The sequence below is a fragment of the Mycobacterium sp. SMC-16 genome (assembly GCF_046250085.1).
In the GTDB taxonomy this organism is placed as follows: domain Bacteria; phylum Actinomycetota; class Actinomycetes; order Mycobacteriales; family Mycobacteriaceae; genus Mycobacterium; species Mycobacterium phocaicum.
The window spans coordinates 4,049,299-4,067,736 of the sequence record NZ_CP176427.1; the positions used below are offsets into that span (position 1 = coordinate 4,049,299).

Annotated in this window: 18 protein-coding genes; 10 read left to right on the forward strand and 8 right to left on the reverse strand. The window is 66.3% G+C overall.

Annotated features, from left to right (window positions below; all coding sequences use genetic code 11):
• Positions 1-111: 111 nt before the first annotated feature.
• Complete coding sequence (locus ACJEIK_RS19590) at positions 112-510, reverse strand: hypothetical protein (protein WP_133428278.1); 399 nt, start codon at positions 508-510, stop codon at positions 112-114.
• A gap of 536 nt (positions 511-1,046) precedes the next feature.
• On the opposite strand from ACJEIK_RS19590, the gene ACJEIK_RS19595 reads away from it, so the two are divergent.
• A complete protein-coding gene (locus ACJEIK_RS19595; protein ID WP_174814097.1) occupies positions 1,047-1,583 on the forward strand; it encodes a helix-turn-helix transcriptional regulator in 537 nt (178 codons plus the stop codon).
• Between the two features lie 112 nt (positions 1,584-1,695).
• On the opposite strand, the gene ACJEIK_RS19600 is transcribed toward ACJEIK_RS19595, so the two are convergent.
• Positions 1,696-2,307: a TetR/AcrR family transcriptional regulator gene (locus ACJEIK_RS19600; protein WP_110767723.1), complete on the reverse strand. Its 612-nt coding sequence runs from the start codon at positions 2,305-2,307 to the stop codon at positions 1,696-1,698.
• An 86-nt stretch (positions 2,308-2,393) separates the two neighbouring features.
• Between ACJEIK_RS19600 and ACJEIK_RS19605 the strand changes: the two genes are divergently transcribed.
• Entirely contained in the window at positions 2,394-3,500 is a 1,107-nt protein-coding gene (locus tag ACJEIK_RS19605) for a P1 family peptidase (protein ID WP_138249950.1), read from the forward strand.
• Entirely contained in the window at positions 3,497-4,918 is a 1,422-nt protein-coding gene (locus tag ACJEIK_RS19610; protein WP_138249951.1) for an APC family permease, read from the forward strand. Before ACJEIK_RS19605 ends, ACJEIK_RS19610 begins: the two co-directional genes overlap by 4 nt.
• A gap of 68 nt (positions 4,919-4,986) precedes the next feature.
• On the opposite strand, the gene ACJEIK_RS19615 is transcribed toward ACJEIK_RS19610, so the two are convergent.
• Positions 4,987-5,658 carry a Crp/Fnr family transcriptional regulator gene (locus ACJEIK_RS19615; RefSeq protein WP_163693259.1) on the reverse strand — a complete coding sequence of 224 codons (672 nt, stop codon included), beginning with the start codon at positions 5,656-5,658 and terminating at the stop codon, positions 4,987-4,989.
• Positions 5,659-5,894: 236 nt separating this feature from the next.
• Here ACJEIK_RS19615 and ACJEIK_RS19620 point away from each other — a divergent pair, with 236 nt between their 5' ends.
• Positions 5,895-6,047: a hypothetical protein gene (locus tag ACJEIK_RS19620; RefSeq protein ID WP_165605595.1), complete on the forward strand. Its 153-nt coding sequence runs from the start codon at positions 5,895-5,897 to the stop codon at positions 6,045-6,047.
• Between the two features lie 120 nt (positions 6,048-6,167).
• Here the strand turns inward: ACJEIK_RS19620 and ACJEIK_RS19625 are convergent, their stop codons facing one another.
• Together ACJEIK_RS19625 and ACJEIK_RS19630 are read right to left on the reverse strand one after the other, a co-directional pair.
• Positions 6,168-7,043, reverse strand: coding sequence for a family 16 glycosylhydrolase (locus ACJEIK_RS19625; RefSeq protein ID WP_409431730.1), 876 nt, complete (start codon positions 7,041-7,043; stop codon positions 6,168-6,170).
• Between the two features lie 246 nt (positions 7,044-7,289).
• Positions 7,290-7,892: a TetR/AcrR family transcriptional regulator gene (locus ACJEIK_RS19630; protein ID WP_064860784.1), complete on the reverse strand. Its 603-nt coding sequence runs from the start codon at positions 7,890-7,892 to the stop codon at positions 7,290-7,292.
• Positions 7,893-7,936: 44 nt separating this feature from the next.
• On the opposite strand from ACJEIK_RS19630, the gene ACJEIK_RS19635 reads away from it, so the two are divergent.
• A complete protein-coding gene (locus ACJEIK_RS19635) occupies positions 7,937-9,094 on the forward strand; it encodes a phosphotransferase family protein (RefSeq protein ID WP_409430148.1) in 1,158 nt (385 codons plus the stop codon).
• Complete coding sequence (locus tag ACJEIK_RS19640; RefSeq protein WP_061006343.1) at positions 9,094-10,209, forward strand: hypothetical protein; 1,116 nt, start codon at positions 9,094-9,096, stop codon at positions 10,207-10,209. Before ACJEIK_RS19635 ends, ACJEIK_RS19640 begins: the two co-directional genes overlap by 1 nt.
• A 76-nt stretch (positions 10,210-10,285) precedes the next feature.
• On the opposite strand, the gene ACJEIK_RS19645 is transcribed toward ACJEIK_RS19640, so the two are convergent.
• The 3 genes from ACJEIK_RS19645 to ACJEIK_RS19655 form a co-directional block, all read right to left on the reverse strand.
• The gene (locus ACJEIK_RS19645; protein WP_082762067.1) at positions 10,286-10,654 is read right to left on the reverse strand and encodes a DUF4345 domain-containing protein; all 369 of its coding nucleotides are present in this window, start codon (positions 10,652-10,654) and stop codon (positions 10,286-10,288) included.
• 76 nt (positions 10,655-10,730) lie between these two features.
• A complete protein-coding gene (locus tag ACJEIK_RS19650) occupies positions 10,731-10,913 on the reverse strand; it encodes a hypothetical protein (protein ID WP_061006342.1) in 183 nt (60 codons plus the stop codon).
• Positions 10,914-11,052: 139 nt separating this feature from the next.
• A complete protein-coding gene (locus tag ACJEIK_RS19655; protein WP_133428378.1) occupies positions 11,053-12,525 on the reverse strand; it encodes an acetyl-CoA acetyltransferase in 1,473 nt (490 codons plus the stop codon).
• 222 nt (positions 12,526-12,747) lie between these two features.
• Between ACJEIK_RS19655 and ACJEIK_RS19660 the strand changes: the two genes are divergently transcribed.
• Genes ACJEIK_RS19660 through ACJEIK_RS19675 form a run of 4 tightly spaced genes read left to right on the forward strand, consistent with a single transcriptional unit; the run spans position 12,748 to position 18,360 of the window.
• Positions 12,748-13,851 carry an acyl-CoA dehydrogenase family protein gene (locus tag ACJEIK_RS19660; RefSeq protein ID WP_135357267.1) on the forward strand — a complete coding sequence of 368 codons (1,104 nt, stop codon included), beginning with the start codon at positions 12,748-12,750 and terminating at the stop codon, positions 13,849-13,851.
• Between the two features lies 1 nt (position 13,852).
• Positions 13,853-15,046: an acyl-CoA dehydrogenase family protein gene (locus ACJEIK_RS19665; protein WP_135357266.1), complete on the forward strand. Its 1,194-nt coding sequence runs from the start codon at positions 13,853-13,855 to the stop codon at positions 15,044-15,046.
• Between the two features lie 5 nt (positions 15,047-15,051).
• Positions 15,052-17,436: a CoA transferase gene (locus ACJEIK_RS19670; protein WP_409430149.1), complete on the forward strand. Its 2,385-nt coding sequence runs from the start codon at positions 15,052-15,054 to the stop codon at positions 17,434-17,436.
• A gap of 12 nt (positions 17,437-17,448) precedes the next feature.
• Entirely contained in the window at positions 17,449-18,360 is a 912-nt protein-coding gene (locus ACJEIK_RS19675) for a LysR family transcriptional regulator (RefSeq protein ID WP_409430150.1), read from the forward strand.
• Positions 18,361-18,438: the final 78 nt, after the last annotated feature.

Sequence of the window (18,438 nt, forward strand, 5' to 3'; positions counted from 1 at the left end):
ATCACCCATGACCACATCCCCCGTCCAGCAGACCGACCTCCGCACACCCGTCGCCGATGACGAGCCTGTGCAAGGTGTAGTCGGGAATCAGCAGCAAAACCGAACGGTGATCTAGGTCACAACGGGCGGCAGGCCTGGCGGGACACCTCTGCGGCCACGCCGCCACGAGATGCGGCTCCACCGCGTGCTGTTGACGGCGCGGGTGTGCCAGGACACACCGTGCAGCAACAGGGTGATCTCACTGGGCCCTGATGCGGGGTAGCTGACGCCGGAGTCATCGAAATAGACAGCGTCGATGTCGTGGGCGACGAACACGCTGACGCGTATCACTCCCGGCGGCCCAACAAGTAGCTGGCGGTCTGGGTTTCGGAGTTCGCCGGTCGCCACGATTCCGCTGGCAATGTTCAGGTGCCCATCGAAGGCGAGGACACCGAGGCCGCCGGCGTCCGAACCGGAGAGTACGCGTACGTATACGCGTCGGCCGACGACGTCGCATTCGTGGACATTCATGGTGTGCACCCACAACGCCCTGTGTACGGCCTCTGGGGCGGGCGCGATTTCGGCGTGCACGTATGTGTCTGAAACATTTGCCGTTCCAGCATCTTCGATGACGACGACGCCGCCATCGGATGCGAGCGCGGTTTCGCACAGTAGCCAGTTAGTTGCGGTTCGCACAACCAAACCCTTCTTCCAACCACCACATGTGGCAGCCACACTTCGTAGACAGATCGCGATCCCGGCGTTGACTCGGACCGCAGATCATCGATGAAACACCTTCCGCGACAACAGGTGTGCCAGCGTCATGGCGTTCTGGTGCCGCGTATGGTGCCGTAGCGGATCCGACGACGTGCTCGGCTCGGGCCGCGTTGCGGCGGCGCCGCAGTCCGTGGAGTACCGTCTGCGGCTCCACCGAACCAGCAGTCAACCCCGATGCCGCACCCCCGGGCGGTCATCACCAGGCGCTTGCACGCCACCCAACCAGCCCCTCCCGCCGAGCGGGCGATGGATCGTAAGTCCCTGCACCACAATCAAATCCGGGAGAGTTCATGGCTGCCAGGAAGCACCGCGGAATGTCGGTCGATGTCGACGCGTTCACCGAACGGTTGAATCGATTATTCGCAGTTGTCTACCCGCCCGGGCGCGGCCCCTATCGCAATGTCGAGGTGACGGAGGCGCTGGCCGGCCGCGGATACCGGCTGTCCGCGCCCTACCTGTCGCAACTACGCAGCGGGGTTCGCAGCGGGCCGTCCGCTCGGACTGTGGAGATGTTGGCCGAATTCTTCGGTGTTCGAGTCGAGTACTTCGACACCGACAGCGGCTACGCCCGCGCCGTCGACGCAGACCTCGACTGGCTGAGCCTCGTTCACGACCAGAGCGTCCGCGAACTCACCACCGCGCTCATAGCGGTGGCGCCCGCCGTGCGCGACCAGCTCCTCGACTCGGCACCACGCACCACGAGTCCCGACTCGACAGCGGTGGACTCCCGGTACCACGACACCGACCAAAAGAGCCCAATCACGAACGGCGGCAACATTTGCAGTCGACGCGAACTCCGACGCCACCCTGAAAGGAACAGGGCATGACGTCTCAGCAACAGCCGGGCATTTGGGCCCGGATGGCGATGTTCTGAACCCGTGGTGGCAACAAAGGATCCAGCCGAATGAGCAGTTCGCCGACCAGTAATCGGCCTGCAGCTCAGTCGATTTCGGGAAGCGGCACTCCGACCACAAGCTCCGCATACTGGCGCATCAGCCGCAGCGCCGTCGTCCGGCTCAGATCCGGATCGCGTGCGGCGATCCGGTAGCCGAAGTAGTCCTCCATCGACATCAAGGTCATGGCGATATCACGCGCCGGGTGCAGCAACCGGAACACCCCGCTCTCCTGGCCGCCCGACAGTAGATCGGCGTAAAGGCCGACCTGCCGGTGATAAATGCCCTGCACGTCGCTGCGCCGGTCAAGCTCGAAGCCGGCCGACAGCACGGCCCGCCAGATCGCACGCCACTCGGCGTCCTCGGGCCCAGTGGGCAGGCCGGCAGCCATCGTCATCACCAGCTGCTCGCGGACGTCGGCCGATGACCGCTGCAACTCAAGCCGCGCGTCGTAGAACCGCACGTCGGAGCGCAGCGCCAGCTCGGAGAGCAACTGCGTCATGTCTTTGAAGTAGTACCGCACCGCGTTGGTGGTGAGCCCCAGCTCCTCGGCGACATCGGCCAGTTTGAGGGTGGCCAGGTCGTGTCGCTCGATCAGTGCGATCGCGGCGTCCATGATCTCGCGACGCCGCTCCTCCTGCTTGTTGGGCCGGGCCATGGCACCAATCTTGCCCGTTCTATTGCGAGACGTGGAACGCGGGCGCATAGTTCTTTTCCAATTAGGAAAAAAACTCGGGAGAAGCAATGCGTGCCAGAGATCTCGGCGTGGTCATCGGGGAACATCCCACCGGCCCGGCCAACGCCATCACCGACGTCAAAGGCGTGCGGGTCGGGCACACAACCCTGAAGCACGGCGGCGTCAACACCGGCGTCACCGTCGTCGTTCCGCATGACGACATCTGGACCGAGCCGCTGTTCGCCGGTTCGCACCGCCTCAACGGCAGCGGTGAACTCACCGGCCTGGAGTGGATCCGCGAATCCGGCGAGCTCACGAGCGCGATCGGGCTGACCAACACCCACAGCGTCGGCGTCGTGCGCGACGAACTGGTGGCCGCCCAGGTCCGCGCCCGTGGCGCAGGCCTCTACTGGTCACTGCCGGTCGTCGGCGAAACCTACGATGGCCTCCTCAACGACATCAACGGCTTTCACGTCCGTCCCGAGCACGCCCGCCAAGCGCTCGAGGCGGCGTCCACCGCACCGCCCACTGAGGGCAACGTGGGCGGCGGCACCGGGATGATCTGCCACGGCTTCAAAGGTGGCATCGGTACGGCGTCGCGCAGCACCGAGACAGCCGCCGGGCAGTACACCGTCGGGGTCCTCGTCCAGGCCAACCACGGCCGGCGGGAACGCCTCCGGATCAACGGCGTGCCGGTCGGCGAACTCATCGGAGCCAGCCAAGTGCCGCTGCCCGACCTGCCCAAGCAGTACGCCCCGGGATCGGGCTCGATCATCGTCATCATCGCCACCGACGCCCCGCTACTCCCCCATCAGTGCACCCGATTGGCGCAACGCTCGGCGCTGGCGGTGGGTCGCCTCGGCGGCACCGGCGAGCAGTACAGCGGTGACCTGATGCTCGCGTTCTCGACAGGCAACCGTGGAATCCCGCCGTACGCGTGGGACGAGGACGCCTCCACTGCACACCCAGAGGTGGCCCTGCGGATGGTCGCACCGCAGCTGATGACCCGGCTGTTCGACCTCACCATCGAGGCCACCGAGGAGGCGATCGTCAACGCGATGGTCGCCGCCACCACGATGACCGGACACAACGGTTTCACCGCCCACGCCATCGACCACGATCTGCTGCGCCACGCCTTGGACCCCAATACCTCTGCACTCGAGGAGATTTCATGACCACTGCACCGGCCGAGACGGAGAAACGGCGGCTTTCCGGGCGCCTGGGCCCCGTCGGCATCGTCTTCATGGTGGTCGCGGCTGCCGCCCCGCTGACCGTGATCGGCGGCAATATGCCGTTGGCAATGGGCCTGGGCAACGGCGCCGGCGCCCCCGTGGGATTCGCGATCGCCGCCCTGGTGCTACTGGTCTTCAGCGTCGGCTTCGTGACCATGACGCCACACGTCCCCGAGGCCGGGGCGTTCTTCTCCTACGTGACCGTCGGCCTGGGCGAGCGCATGGGCAAGGGCATCGCGGTCGTCGCGCTGATCGCCTATACCGCCATCCAGGTCGGCATCTACGGCTACATCGGATGGGCGATCTCTGACACCGTCGCCCACTATCACGGGCCGGTAATCGCTTGGCCCGTCTACTCATTCGTCGTGCTGGTGATCGTCGCCGTGCTCGGCTACCGGCACATCGAGCTGAGCGCCAAGGTCCTCGGCGTGGCGTTGGCCCTTGAGATCGGCATCGTGGTCGTGTTGGACACGGTGATGGTCGCCAAACCCGGCCCGGCCGGTGTCACTTTCACGTCCTTCGCACCCGCCACCTTCACTCAGGGCACCCTCGGCATCGCCATTCTGTTCGCCCTCACCGGGTTCATCGGATTCGAGGCCACCGCCGTGTTCCGCGATGAAGCCCGCGATCCCGAGCAGACCATCCCGCGGGCCACCTACGCCGCGGTGATCATCATCGGCGCCTTCTACGCCATCACGGTGTGGGCGTTCGTGGTGGCCGTCGGGCCGGATCAGGTCGCCACCGTGGCGCAGAAAACCCTTGCTGGCGAAGGCAATATGCTGCTGGACACCACTGGCGACATGTTGGGCATCGTGGGCCGCGACATCGTCAACGTGCTCCTGCTGAGCAGCCTTTTCGCCTGCGTGCTGTCCTTCCACAACGTGATCGCGCGCTATCAGTTCGTGTTGGCCGGCAAGGGCCTGCTGCCCGCACGACTGGCCACCGTGCACGACGACCACGAATCACCGTCGTTCTCTTCGCTGGTGCAAACCGCCACCGCCGCAATCATTGTCGCCCTACTGGCGATCCTCGGCATCGATCCGCTGGTCGGGGTGTTCGGCTCGATGGCCGGCGTCGCAACGGTCGGCATGGTCCTACTGATGCTGACCACTTCGGTGGCAGTGCTGGTGTTCTTCCTGCGTAACCGAGAGCTGAGGACAGACCATTTGTGGACGACGCGCATCGCTCCGGCGTTGGCGGTGCTCGGTCTGCTGGGCAGCCTGTGGCTGGTGCTGTCGAACTTCACCCTGGTCACCGGTGGCAGCGCGACGCTCAGCACGGTTCTGGCCGCGATCCCGTTCCTCGGGCTCGTCGTCGGATTTGTGGCCTGGCGACCGTCGCGGGCGCTGTCGGCCAACTAGATGGCAGAACCCGCTCGGCGATAACCAAGGCACCCGCCTCGAGCCGGTCACGCCCGCGCATCCCGACATCATCTCGCGCGCTTGGCCAGAGCCGCTGGATCGACAATGCAGATCGCCTTGCCTTGCATACGAATCCAGCCCCGATCGACAAACGTCGCAAGGGCCTTGTTGGCCGACTCACGGGTTGAGCCCGCGAGTTGGGCAAGTTCGATCTGGTTAAGCTGATGGTCGACACGCAGTGTCCCGTGGTCGGATTCTCCGAATCGGTTGGCCAGGTCGAGGAGCAGTGTGGCCAGGCGCCCGGGGACGTCGTTGAACGTCTGATCGCACAGCTTGTTGGTGGTTCGGCGCAGACGACGTGCCAGCAGACGAAGCATCTGTTCAACCGCCTCGGGTTCCTGGCTCATCCAGGAGCGCAGTGCTGTGCGGGTCATCGTCGCGGCGCGCACGGCCGTGATTGTGGTGACGGTCGATGTGCGGGGGCCCGGGTCGAGGAGGGCGAGTTCACCGAAAACATCGGAGGGCCCAAGAACGGCGATCAGGCTGTCGGACTGACTGCTCGCGCATGCGACTTTGACTCTGCCGGAAGTGATGATGTACAGCCGATCACCGGCATCCCCCTCACGAAACACGTTGTGCCTCTGCGGAAATGACACCCAGTCAAGTTGGTCGACCGCCGCGGCCAGAACATCCGGCCCGACGCCGTGGAAGATGCTGGCGCGCGCCAACGCCGCATTTATCCCAGGCCCATCCTGGCCGCTGCCATCCCTAGACACTATGCACGCTCACGTTATCCCCCATTTTGCCGTCGCCGCCGTGCCGCGCACTTTCCTAGATTACCTATCTGGTTTGCCCACATTGGCCGGCGAGCGTACGGGTTGACGCGCCAGTCAGCTTATGCGATTGTTCGCGATATCGAGTGAAAGACCAAGCGAGCCGGGGGGCTTGGGACTGGTCTTCACAGGGGGATCTATACATGGCCGCATTTGGAGTGTCCGCGCGCCGCCTGATGACGGCGTCGACGCTGTTCGCTGCATCCGTCGTGGCGTGCGTATGCGCTGCGGGTGTGGTGATCGCTGATCCGCAGCCGATGCCGGACAGGTGGACGCAGGTTCTGGCGCGGTGGTGATCGAAACCGATGGCACCCAAGGCTTCCCCGCGCACGTCACGCTCAGTACCGCAAGAGCCAGCGATCATGGGCCGGCCCAAGAAAGAGACCTGGCAACACCGACCACTGCCGGCGCGTTGATCAGAAGACGCGAATCCAGTCGATCAGCATCTCGGCGGGGTAACTGCCGCCGGCGGGCTCGCGCCCGCCGGAGCCACCGATAGCGAGGTTGAACACCGGGGCCAAGGTGTAGCCCGGATCGTTGAAAGGCCAGTCGTCCAATGAATTGGCCGGCACCGTGAAAAACGGCTCTTGCCCCGGCGCGTAGTCCTTCCAGAAGTACATGCCGGTCGGCTGCCAGGTCATCCGCCAGGTATGCCACCCGCTGTCGATCGGGTGCGGATCGGTGGCGAACGACGTGCCGTCCAGCCGGGCGTGCACCGTTGTCCCTGATGGCCAGTCTCTGTTGCCGTACCACTCGACCAGGTCGACCTCGCCGCCGCGGGCCGGGTCGTCGTTGAGCAGCCAGAAGGCCGGCCAGGCGCCGTCGGTCAGGCAGTTCAGCTTGATCCGCGCCTCCCAGGTGGTGCCGACCCCGCCACGCCAGTTTCCGACCACCTTGGCGCTCGCATAACGCTCCTGAATGTTCGCGCCCGGACCACGGGTGGCCCGAATGACGAGGTTGCCCTTGCCGTCCTGGAACACGTGCTCCTGATCGGTCACGTAACGGCCCATGTTGTAGGGCTGGTCCCATTCGACGGGGTTCCGGATGACTTCGCGCTCGGGCACGATGAACCACCACGCCGGATCCGGCGGTGCCCCCGCGGGGCCGTTGAATTCCTCCCGGAACAGCATCGCCGGTCCTGCCGATGAGCCGGCGGGCGCAGCGGGCGCGGCCCCCGGACCAGTTACCGGACCTGGGGCAACGGGCAGCGGGTCGGCGTCAGCCTTCGCGGCACCCAGCACGGCGGTAACCGCGCCCAGGCCCATCATCATCATGATCCTGCGACGATCCATAGCCGGCACACCAGCAATCGTAGGCGACGCAACATCGTGAGACCGCTAACCGAGCAACCCAATTACAGGAGTGTTCGTGCTCGCCGCCCCGGCGGATGTCCACCGCTGTTCGTTACCAACAGCCCGGAGGGGCGCTGATGACGGTGTGCAGAACAGCGCGCGGCAACACCGAGATCACGTCCATGGAACCGGGCGTGGTGATTCAAAGGCGTTGGCGTCCAAGAGCTTCCGGCGAGACCGGCAACCTCAGCTGATCACACCGTGCGTCACGATGGCCGCCGTCTCGCCGACCCATTGCTCGTCGAGTTCACTCTCCGGATGCAGCAGCATCCGCAACATCGTGGCGCCACCGATGATTTCGATGAGCCGTTCGGGTTCGACGTCGGCCTGCACCTCGCCGCGCTCGATGCCGTGCTCAAGTCGCACCCGCACCACGTCGAACAGCCCATGGAAGCGCGCGACGACCCGGGCGTTGAGTTCCTCGTCGGCGCTCATGTCGGCCATGAGCCCCGGAAGCGCGGCCCGCACCGCGGGGCTGGTGAACACGTCGCGCGCCGCGGCGATCATGGCGCGGATGTCGCCGACGATGTCCCCTTCTGGAGTGTCCAGTGCGGAGGGCGTCGTCGGGAACGCCGCTTCGTGCACCAACTCGGCCTTGCTCGACCACCGGCGGTACAGCGCCGTCTTCGTCGTTCCCGCACGTTCGGCGATGGCCGCCATCGTCAGATTGGCGTAGCCGACCTCAGGCAACAGCTCGGCGGCAGCGGTCAGCACTGCCGCATCGATCCGTGGATCACGAGGTCGTCCAGCGCCAGAGGGCTTGTCAACCGGTTGCAGGTCTGATTTCATAACGCTACGCATCGTATCGTAATTATCTCGGGAAGGAAGGTTCAGTGCCGAACCAACCGGCGGAAGGCTCCGTCACGGTCGAAACGAACGTCGAACATATTCAGCGCTCCAGCCGCGATGTGACAACAGTTCCGGACATCCTGTCACAGTGGCTGTCCACAGTGATGGAAGGTGGCATCAAGCCCGACATCACCGTCGAGAGCGGTATCGATTCCAACGGAATGTCCTCTGAGACAATCATTCTCACGGGCCGCTGGACCGAGGACGGCACGCCGGTGGAGCAGAAGTGGGTAGCCCGCGTCGCGCCGACCACCGAAGACGTCCCCGTCTTCTCCTCCTACCGCCTGGACCACCAGTTCGACGTCATGCGCCTGGCCGCCGAGCTCACCGACGTCCCGGTCCCCCGCGTCCGCTGGCTGGAGAACACCGGCGAGGTCCTCGGTTCGCCGTTCTTCCTGATGGACTGCGTCGACGGCGTGGTCCCGCCGGACGTCATGCCGTACACGTTCGGCGGCAACTGGTTCGCCGACGCCACGCCGGAGCAGCAGCGCACGCTGCAGGACAGCACGGTCGAGGCCATCGCCAAGCTGCACTCGATCCCCGATGCGGAAAAGACCTTCGGTTTCCTGCAAGAGATCGACCCGCCCGGCGAGACCGCGCTGCGCCGGCACTTCGGCTGGCTAAAGGACTGGTACCAGTTCGCGGCGGCGGGCCTGGGCCGCTCGCCGCTGGTCGAGCGCGCCCTCGTCTGGCTCGAGGAGAACTTCCCCGAGGACGTCGCGGCATCCGAGTCGGTTCTGGTGTGGGGTGATTCGCGCATCGGCAACGTGATGTACCAGGACTTCCGGCCATCCGCGGTGCTGGACTGGGAGATGGCCACCGTCGGCCCGCGCGAGTTCGACGTGTCATGGATCATCTTCGCGCACAAGGTGTTCCAAGAGTTGGGCGGGTTGGCCGGGCTGCCCGGGCTGCCGGACGTGCTGCGCGAAGAGGACGTGCGCGCGGCCTACAAGAACTTCACCGGCATCGAGGTCGGCGACCTGCACTGGTTCTACATCTACTCCGGCGTCGTGTGGTGTTGCGTATTCATGCGCACCGGCGCCCGCCGTGTGCACTTCGGCGAGATGGAACAGCCCGAGGACCTCGAATCGCTCTTCTACCACAAGTCTCTGCTGGAGAAGCTCCTGGAAGGAACCGCCTGATGCTCGGCCCCATGGACGAATATCCGATCCACCAGGTCCCGCAGCCCATCGCGTGGCCGGGATCCAGCGACCGGAACTTCTACGACCGCTGCTACTTCAACGCCCACGACCGCACCGGTGACATCTTCGTCATCACCGGCATGGGCTACTACCCCAACCTCGGGGTGAAGGACGCCTACTTCCTCGTCCGCCGCGGTGACACCCAGACCGCTGTCCACCTGTCCGACGCGATCGACCAGGACCGGTTGAACCAGCACGTCGTCGGCTATCGCATCGAGGTCACCGACCCGCTGCACCAGGTGCGCATCGTGCTCGATGAGACGGAGGGCATTGCCGCGGACCTGACGTGGAACGGCCTGTTCGACGTGGTGCAGGAACAGCCGCACCTCATGCGGCAGGGCAACCGCGTCACGCTGAATGCGCAGCGCTTCGCTCAGCTGGGTTCATGGAGCGGCACCCTCGCCATCGACGGTGAAGACATCAAGGTCAGCCCGGACACCTGGATCGGTTCGCGTGACCGGTCCTGGGGCATCCGCCCCGTCGGTGAGGCCGAGCCGGCCGGGCGCCCGGCGGATCCACCTTTCGAGGGCATGTGGTGGCTGTACGTGCCGATCGCGTTCGAGGAGTTCTCGCTCGTGATGATCATCCAGGAAGCTCCCGACGGCTTCCGGTCGCTCAACGACTGCAGCCGCGTCTGGAAGGACGGACGCGTCGAGCAGCTCGGCTGGCCACGCGTGAAGATCCACTACGTCTCCGGTACCCGCATTCCCACCGGTGCCACCATCGAGGCGACGGCGCTCGACGGCACCCCGGTCCGCTTCGACGTGGAATCCAAGCTGCCGGTGCCGATCCATGTGGGCGGCGGCTACGGCGGTGACGCCGACTGGCTGCACGGCATGTGGAAGGGCGAGAAGTTCACCGAACGCCTCACCTACGACATGACCGACCCCGGCATCATCGCGCGCTCCGGCTTCGGCGTCATCGACCACGTCGGGCGTGCGGTGTGCCATGAGGGCAACAAGCCGCCCGCCGAAGGCTGGGGCCTGTTCGAGCACGGTGCGCTCGGCCGCCACGACCCGTCGGGCTTCCCCGACTGGCTGACCATGGCCCCCTAGATTTGCGCGGCTTCCCCGGCCGCGCAATAGAAATGTCCCCGGCACAACGGCGTGCCGGGGACATTTGTCTTGTTCGCTATGCGGCCCACAACAGAGACGCCGCCAGAATCACTTCGACGATGCCGTAGAACTGGTTGGGGTAGAACGACGTTCGATCACCGGCGAGCGCCGCGCACACCCGCCCGAATGCCATACCGAGCAAGGCCACGCTCACGGTGACCACGATGCCGATACGGATCTGCTCCGGCGCCGCGATGGCGTATCCGAGGATCGCCGCGATGGCCAATCCGAAACCACCATAGACCGCCCGCACCTCGGCCCGAGATGCCGCTTCGCCCAAGGTGATTCCGAATGGTCGCAACATCTCCGCCGGTGCGGTCAGGGCCCGCACGCCCATGCCCGCAAAGAACACCGCATTGACGCCGACGACGACGTTGGACGCCACTGACACCGTTACCTCCTGACGACGACGGACAGACAATCAGCATGACGCACGCGAGTCATGTCGTCAGGCGAAAGGCTCAGAGCCGCCACATCTCGCGTTCGGTGGCGGCCTGCTCGAATGCTTTGTGGCGGAATGTCTCCGGCTGACGCACTTTCGTGGCCAGATGCAGCCGGGTCATGAACGCGGTGGTCTTGTCCGACCACCAGTGCATCGCGGCCGCGGCGGGGTGGAAGCCAACTGACGCAGCGTTGGTAGCCATCGCGGTATCCCTTCACGAACTCCGACAATGCTTTTGAGATCGCACGCCTGGGCGACGGGCAACGTCGGCACTAGTGCACAGATTCAGCGAGGGAGGTCGTCGATCTATTCCCTGCGGCGCACCGTTGTTCGCTGTCGGCTTACTCCAGCCCGGCGGTGCCGTCCGGTTTGACGGTCACGGCAGCTCCGGCGAGGTCCTCGCGGGTACTGGCCTCGGCTTGCGAAGAATCGGTGATCACCGCCAACGCCCGGCTGCCGCTGGGTGTCCGGACGGCGACGAAGACCTTCTCGGGGACGCCGTCACGCGTCACCGGCGTGGTCCAGGTTTCCACGGTACCGGTGCCCGACCAGTCGTCCTCGGCCAGCACCTTCGGCTCGGCATCTACCTCCGATTGCACATCCTCCCAACGGAATTCGTGCGCAGGCGGCTCGGTGCTGTAGACGCCGAAGCTGTGCTTGGTCAGGTACCCGCCGTTGGCCGTGATCAGGCCGACCTCGCCCGGATTGGCCGCCAGCCGCTCAGCCATGGTGGCGATCGAATGCGACACGTAGTTGTTCCACGGACCGCCGGCGAACGTCAGGCCACCGGTCACCGTCAGTGGCCGCGCCGGATCATCCAGGCCCAGGCCCAGTTCACGCGCCGCGACCTGCACCGCCGACGGGAAGCATGAGTAGACGTCGACCGCGTCGATGTCGTCGATGCCGAGCCCGGTGAGTTCCAGCACCCGGCGGCCCGCGATGCGGATCGCCGGCGATCCGGCGAAGCTCGCCCGCTCTCCGATCAGATAGGCGTCGTGAGCGTCGGTACCCGCGTACGGGAAAACCCAACGGTCCCTGGGAATCTGCAGCGCTTCGGCCTTGCCCACCGAGGTCAGGATCAGCGCCGCACCTTGGTCGACCATGTTGTTGGAGTTCATCAGCTTGGTGTACGGCCAGCTGATCATCCGGTTGTCCGGACCCGGCTGCCAGATCTCCTCGGCAGGCACCGCCTCCCGACTCCACGCATGCGAATTGCCTACCGCCACCTGGCTGAACCGCGCCCACAACTCGCCGATCCTGCGCCGGTGCTCCTCCGGGGCCTCCCCCGCGGCGATCCGCAGCGCCTGCTCGAACATCGGATACACATGCGACGGCGCCACCAGCCCGATCCGCAGTTCCGCGGGCCCGGCCATGGTGAACTCGGGATCGCTGGGGGCGAGCGGGACCGACTGGTCCTGCTCGGTGCCGGTCAGCCGCTCACCGCGCGCCTTCAACCGCGTGCGCGTCCGCCAGGTCTCGCCGCCGGCGATCAGCACCACCTCATTGCGGCCCTGCTGGATGTCCAGACATGCCTGGTTCACCAACGACTGCGGCACATTGCCACCGATCGGGGTGTAGCGCGTGACGGCGCCGGCGGCGCCGATGCGCTGCGCGAGCAAGAGGCCCGGATCGCGGTAGCGCACCGACAGCAGGTTGACGATCCGCACGGCGTCGACAGCCTCGAGGACGCGGGCGTCGGCGGCTTCTCGCGCCGCCGCTTCCATCAGGTCGACCGGCTCGCCACCCGGGTTTTCGTCGTACTGGTTGACCTGGCCGTAGCCGACGAGCACCGGGGTTCTGGGATCAAGTGACACTGATATTTCCTCTTCTGGCGCCGGACCTTCTCCGGGATACCTCCACCTTGGCGGGCTGCGGCCACCGCTGTAAACGACCAGCACGGAAACCCACACATGAGCGTTCGGGACATCTCACGTCCCGCAGATGTCGCATGAGGAAACGTACAGGTGTCGCACAATGCGATTTACAGGGCGGCGGCATGCACGTTGCATGGACCTGACATGCAGAAGGGTGAACACATGACGATGAGCGTGGCCGAACGCGCCGAACTCGCCGCAGCCGTCAAAGACCTGCTCAGTGAGCATTGCACCGAAGCCGACGTCCGCCGGGTGATGAGCACCGACGATGGATTCGACCGCGACCTGTGGAACAGGCTGGCGGCCCAGGGCGTGGCGGGCCTGATCGTCGACCCCGAATACGGTGGTGTGGGACTGGGCGCGCAGGAGCTCGAGGCGGTCGCCGAGGTCACGGGTGCGGCCTTGCTTCCGGCCCCGTTCCTGTCGAGTGCGGTCTTCGCCACGGCGTTGATCCAGGCTGCCGGCACCGACGACGACAAGGCGCGCCTCTTGCCTGGGTTGGCCGAGGGTTCCTCGATCGCAACCGTGGCGGCCACCGGGTCCCGGGGCACGTGGGCACCGGATGGTGTTGCGGTTCAGGCAGTTCGGCACGGTGACGGGCACCAACTCACCGGCACCGCGCACTATGTGCTCGACGGGCAGATCGCCGACGTCAATATCGTCGTCGCGACGACCGACGAGGGCATCGCCATCTTCGAGGTCGCCCCGGACGCACAGGGCTTCGACCGCACCGCCGCAACGGTTTTCGACGCCACCGTCCGGCTTTCGACGTACACCTTCGACCAGACCCCGGCCCGTCGCATCGGTACCGGCGGCTGGGCAGCTGTCGAACACGCGTTGTCCCTCACGGTGATCGCTCTCGCCGGCGAGCAGGTCGGCGGAGCCCGCCACCTGTTCGATGTCACCGTCGAATACCTCAAGACCCGGATCCAATTCGGGCGGCCCATCGGCAGCTTCCAGGCGATCAAGCACATGGCGGCCGACCTGCTGCTGGAAGTCGAATCCGCCACCTCGGCCGCACAGTATGCCGCCGCGCAATTCGACACCGACCCGGCAGGCGCGGACGGTCCCGTCGCCCTCGCCGCATTCGCTTGTGCGGAGGTCTACCACACCACCGCCATGCAATCGATCCAGATGCACGGCGGCATCGGCTTCACCTGGGAGCACCCCGCGCACCTGTTCCTGCGCCGGGCACGCACCGGCCGTCAACTGTTCGGCAGCTCACGTGACCACCGTGAGCGCTACCTGGCAGCAAAGGGCGCCTGAGATGACCACCATCGCACCGAATCCTGACGACCTGCGTACCGAGGTACGCGACTGGCTCGCGCAGAACTGGGCCGCATTGCCGCCGTCGGATGACCCCTGGGTCAGCTCACCTGAGGAAATCGCCTGGCGGGAAAAGGTTCTCGACGCCGGGTACGCCGTCCCCACGTATCCAGCCGATTGGTTCGGCCGCGGCTACCCGAGCAAGCTCGCCGCGGTCATCCACCAGGAGTTCCGCGCCGTCAAGGCCACCGGCGCCTGCCAGGACAAGCACAACATCCCCGCCAACACCCTGTTCGCGTTCGGCTCGGACGAGCTGAAACACGAACTGCTACGAGACTTTCTGACCGGAGCGGCGCGCACCTGTCTGCTCTACAGCGAGCCCGGCGCCGGGTCGGATCTGGCCGGGGTGAGCACCACCGCGGTTCGCGACGGCGACCGCTGGGTGGTCAACGGCCAGAAGGTGTGGACGTCGGGTGCGGCGACGTCCGAGTACGGTCTGCTGATCGCACGCACCGACTGGGATGCACCCAAGCACAAGGGCATGAGCTACTTCATCATCCCGATGCGCCAGCCCGGCATCGAAGTGCGGCCTCTGGTGCAGATCACCGGTGAAACGCATTTCAACGAGGTGTTCATCTCCGACGCCACGGTGCCGCACGCGAATCTCGTTGGCGGAGAAGGGAACGGTTGGCGCGTCCTGCAGACCGCCCTGGCATACGAACGCTCCATCATGGGCGACGGTGGACGCGGATCGCGGAACAAGTCCAAGGCCGACAGCCTCGTGGAACTGGCCCGCGAGCATGGACGTCTCGATGACGCCGCGCTGCGGGAGCGGCTCGCGGATGTGCTGGCGTTGCGGGAACTCAACCGGCTCAACAATCTTCGCGCCAAGGCGGCCACCAGTCAGGGCACGTCGAGTTCGATCATGTCGCTGGGCAAGCTGGCGATGTCGCGCATCCTGCACTCGGAAGCGGCGCTGAAGACCGAGATCATCGGGACCGAGTCGCTGTTGGCGGGCCCCGACAACCCCGAGGCCGACGACGTCAACTTCCTGTCGCTCAACGCATTCTTCACGTCAATCGGTGGTGGCACCGACCAGATTCAGCGCACCATCATCGGCGAACGCGTATTGGGCCTGGCGAAGGAACCCGAAACCGACCGCGACATCCCGTTCCGCCAGGCTCGGCGCAGTTGACGAACATGGCGTACGACCCGCCGCTGTCAGGTATCGAGATTGTCGATCTGACCGCCGGACCGATCACGGCCGTCGGCCGGCTCCTGGCCGATCTCGGTGCCCACGTCACGTCGGTACACCTGGCCGGCGTGACGGCGGCCGACACCACCGGACCGCGTATCGACGGGGTGCCCATCGGCACCGCCATCAACCGCCACGGCCTCCCCACGGTCGAGATCGATACGTCGACACCGGGCGGGCAGCAGGCGTGGGCCGATTTGGTGGCGACCGCAGATATCCTCATCGAGAACACGCGCCCGGGGTCTGCAGCCGAGAAGTCCCTGGCGGTCAAGCAGATTCACGCCGACCATCCGGCGTTGGTCATCCTGTCCATCAGTGACTTCGGGCGCGATACGCGTTACCGCGGCTGGCAGGCCACCACTCCGGTGCTGCACGCGTTGACCAGCGAGCTGTCCCGGTCGGGCATCCCTGGGCAGGCACCGCTGGTGCCGCCGGGCGCGGACCTGCCGTACCACGTCGCGGCGGCCCAGGCCGCTTTCTTCACCCTCTGTGTGTTTCTGGATCGGCTGCGCACGGGCACAGGCGATCTCATCGACTTCTCGGTGCTCGAAGGCGCCATGCAGACCCTCGACCCGCCATTCGGTACGGCGGGCAGCGCGGCGGCGGGCGTGCCCATCAGCGAACAGAAGCGCGACTGGATCGCCGAGCAGCAGCGGTATCCGATCTTCAAATGCAAGGACGGCCACGTCCGCATGTGTGTGTTGGCGAAACGCCAGTGGCAGGGCATGTTCGAGTGGATGGGACGGCCCGCGGAATTCGCCGACCCGAAGTTCAACAGCCTCCGTGAGCGTTTCGCGTCCGCGACTCTCTTCGGCGCCATCGAGCAGTTCTGTGCCGACAAGACCCGCGCTGAGCTGGAACTGGCCGGACAACGCCACGGTGTGCCGACGGCCGCGGTACTGAGCCTGGCCGAGGCGCTGTCCACCGAACAGGTTGCCGCGCGCGGCTTCTTCCGCGAGACCGAACTCTCCCCCGGGCTCACGGCGCCCGTGCCGGTCGGCGTCGTCGAGATCGACGGGCACCGGGCGAGCAGCCTCAACATCGAGGCACCGGGTCACCGTCCGCTCCGCGACGCGCCCACCCTCACCGCGCGCGAGCGCGGCGAGCTCGGGCTGCCTCTGGAGGGGCTGCGCGTGCTGGACCTCGGCGTCATCGTCGTCGGCAGCGACACCGGTCGCCTGTTCGCCGATCTCGGCGCCGACGTCGTCAAGGTCGAGAATTCCGCCTTCCCCGACGGGCTGCGCATCAGCCTCACCCGGATGACACAGGCCTACGCCGCGGGCCACCGCAACAAGCGGTCGATCGGGATCGACTTGCGGTCCGAGGAAGGCCGGGCGCTGGCACACCAGCTGGTAGCGCAGTCCGACGTCGTGCTGAGCAACTTCAAACCCGGTGTGGCAGCTGCGCTCGGTATGGACTTCGCCACGCTGCAGCAGGTGAATCCTGGCATCGTCGTCGTCGACAGCTCGGCGTACGGCGCCACCGGACCATGGGCGAAACGACTCGGCTACGGCCCGTTGGTTCGCGCCGCGGCGGGCTTCACGAAGCTGTGGACCTATCCGGACGACCCCGACGCGTTCTGCGACACCGTCACGGTGTACCCCGACCACGTGGCGGCGCGAATCGGGGCGTTGAGTGCCGTGGCGCTCCTGCTCCGCCGCGAACGCAGCGGTGGCGGTGGATCGGCGAGCGTCGCGCAAGCGGAGGTGATGCTCAGTCACCTGGCCGACGATATCGCCGGCGAGGTGCTCAGCCGTCGCGGTCATGCGCGCGACGACCAGCCGGTACGGGACGCACCGTGGGGCCTGTTTCCCGGCGCCGGAGATGACACCTGGATCGCGGTCACCGTCCGCGACGACGCCGACTGGTCAGCCCTGTGCGAGGTGATCGACCGGCCCGATCTCGGCGCCGATGTGGAGCTGGGTTCGCGAGCCGGCCGGGACCGTCAGCGCGCGCGGCTCGACACGGCACTCGGCGCGTGGACGTCTCGGCATGCGCCGGCGGACGCGATGACGAAGCTGCAGGCCGCAGGCGTCCCCGCCGGGGCTGTGCTGCACGCCGTCGAGGTGCCCGCCTGGGACTACTACGTGGAGCGACGGGCGTTCCGGGAGGAACTGCATCCGCACGGCACCACACCGTTCATGATGGAGAACGTGCAAATCCATGCTGACCGCATCCCCGATCCCCCACTGGGGCAGGCGCCGCTGCTCGGGGAGCAGACCCGCGAGGTCGCGGCCGAACTGCTCGGCCTGGGCGACCAGCAGATCGAGGATCTGCTCGCCCGTGCCGTTCTCGAAGTACCTGCGGCAGCAGAACATTCGAGACGGTAACCGACGCACCCCATGGAGATCGATTTCACCCGGCTTCGCTACTTCGTCGCCGTCGCCGAAGAGCTGCACTTCAAGCGCGCCGCCGATCGATTGATGATCACGCCGCGGCCACTGAGCAAGCAGATCAAATTGCTCGAACGCGAGCTGGGTGGTGAACTTTTCGAACGCACCTACCACGATGTCCGCCTGACGCCGCTGGGCAGGGAGCTGTTGGAACCGGCGCGCGACATCCTGCGCCGGGTCGAGGAGCTGAAGGCGACCGCGTCGCGAATCACGCAGGCGAGCAACCCTGTTCGGATCGGAGCGACTGCCTATGCGCCATCGGATTTCCTCGCCAGGTTCGAGCAGGCGGTGGCCGGCCTCGCCATGACCACCGAGTTCAGTGTGCCCGGGTCCGCGGCGGAGGTCATCGCCAAGCTCGTCTCCGGCCACCTGGATCTGGGCCTGATCCACCTGCCGGCCGCCGACAAACGCATTCGGCACCGCGTCGTGGCCACCTATCCGGGCGCGGCAGCGGTGCGGTTCGACGACCCGCTCGCAGCCAATGACCTCATCGCCATCGAGGACCTGCGTGAGCGCGATGTCGTGATCGACTTCGCGCGGCCCAACCCCGTGGTGCTGGCGCAGATGGCCCGCGGCCTCAACCAACGGGGCATCACGCGCATCGTGCGGACCGTCGGTCAGCTGGGCGGTGAGCTGGAGATGGCCAGCCACGTGTTCAACCGGTATCTCGTCGCGTTGGTCAGCTACGCGCCCGCCTCGACGCTGGGCCGCATCTTCTCGCCGCCCGAGTTCAAGCTGATCCCGATCGACGAAAGCACCTGGGCCCCGGCCAGAATCGCGCTGGCGTGGGCGCCGGACCGGCTGAGTGATCCCGGCGCGATCGAGGCCGTTGTCGACCAACTCGCCGCTGCCCTGGCCTGACTGCGCGAGACGATTACCTGTCAGCACCCGCCGGTAGGCTGCCTCGACGGACACACTCCACCACAGCAAGCCCCGGAA

Bases quoted from the DNA above. Each gene is read 5' to 3' on its own strand.
- ACJEIK_RS19670 (WP_409430149.1), top strand. From the start codon at position 15,052: ATGGCGTACGACCCGCCGCTGTCAGGTATCGAGATTGTCGATCTGACC.
- ACJEIK_RS19590 (WP_133428278.1), bottom strand. From the start codon at position 510: ATGAATGTCCACGAATGCGACGTCGTCGGCCGACGCGTATACGTACGC.
- ACJEIK_RS19640 (WP_061006343.1), top strand. From the start codon at position 9,094: ATGCTCGGCCCCATGGACGAATATCCGATCCACCAGGTCCCGCAGCCC.
- ACJEIK_RS19665 (WP_135357266.1), top strand. From the start codon at position 13,853: ATGACCACCATCGCACCGAATCCTGACGACCTGCGTACCGAGGTACGC.
- ACJEIK_RS19595 (WP_174814097.1), top strand. From the start codon at position 1,047: ATGGCTGCCAGGAAGCACCGCGGAATGTCGGTCGATGTCGACGCGTTC.
- ACJEIK_RS19660 (WP_135357267.1), top strand. From the start codon at position 12,748: ATGACGATGAGCGTGGCCGAACGCGCCGAACTCGCCGCAGCCGTCAAA.
- ACJEIK_RS19610 (WP_138249951.1), top strand. From the start codon at position 3,497: ATGACCACTGCACCGGCCGAGACGGAGAAACGGCGGCTTTCCGGGCGC.
- ACJEIK_RS19600 (WP_110767723.1), bottom strand. From the start codon at position 2,307: ATGGCCCGGCCCAACAAGCAGGAGGAGCGGCGTCGCGAGATCATGGAC.
- ACJEIK_RS19630 (WP_064860784.1), bottom strand. From the start codon at position 7,892: ATGAAATCAGACCTGCAACCGGTTGACAAGCCCTCTGGCGCTGGACGA.
- ACJEIK_RS19620 (WP_165605595.1), top strand. From the start codon at position 5,895: ATGGCCGCATTTGGAGTGTCCGCGCGCCGCCTGATGACGGCGTCGACG.
- ACJEIK_RS19625 (WP_409431730.1), bottom strand. From the start codon at position 7,043: ATGGATCGTCGCAGGATCATGATGATGATGGGCCTGGGCGCGGTTACC.
- ACJEIK_RS19650 (WP_061006342.1), bottom strand. From the start codon at position 10,913: ATGGCTACCAACGCTGCGTCAGTTGGCTTCCACCCCGCCGCGGCCGCG.
- ACJEIK_RS19605 (WP_138249950.1), top strand. From the start codon at position 2,394: ATGCGTGCCAGAGATCTCGGCGTGGTCATCGGGGAACATCCCACCGGC.
- ACJEIK_RS19675 (WP_409430150.1), top strand. From the start codon at position 17,449: ATGGAGATCGATTTCACCCGGCTTCGCTACTTCGTCGCCGTCGCCGAA.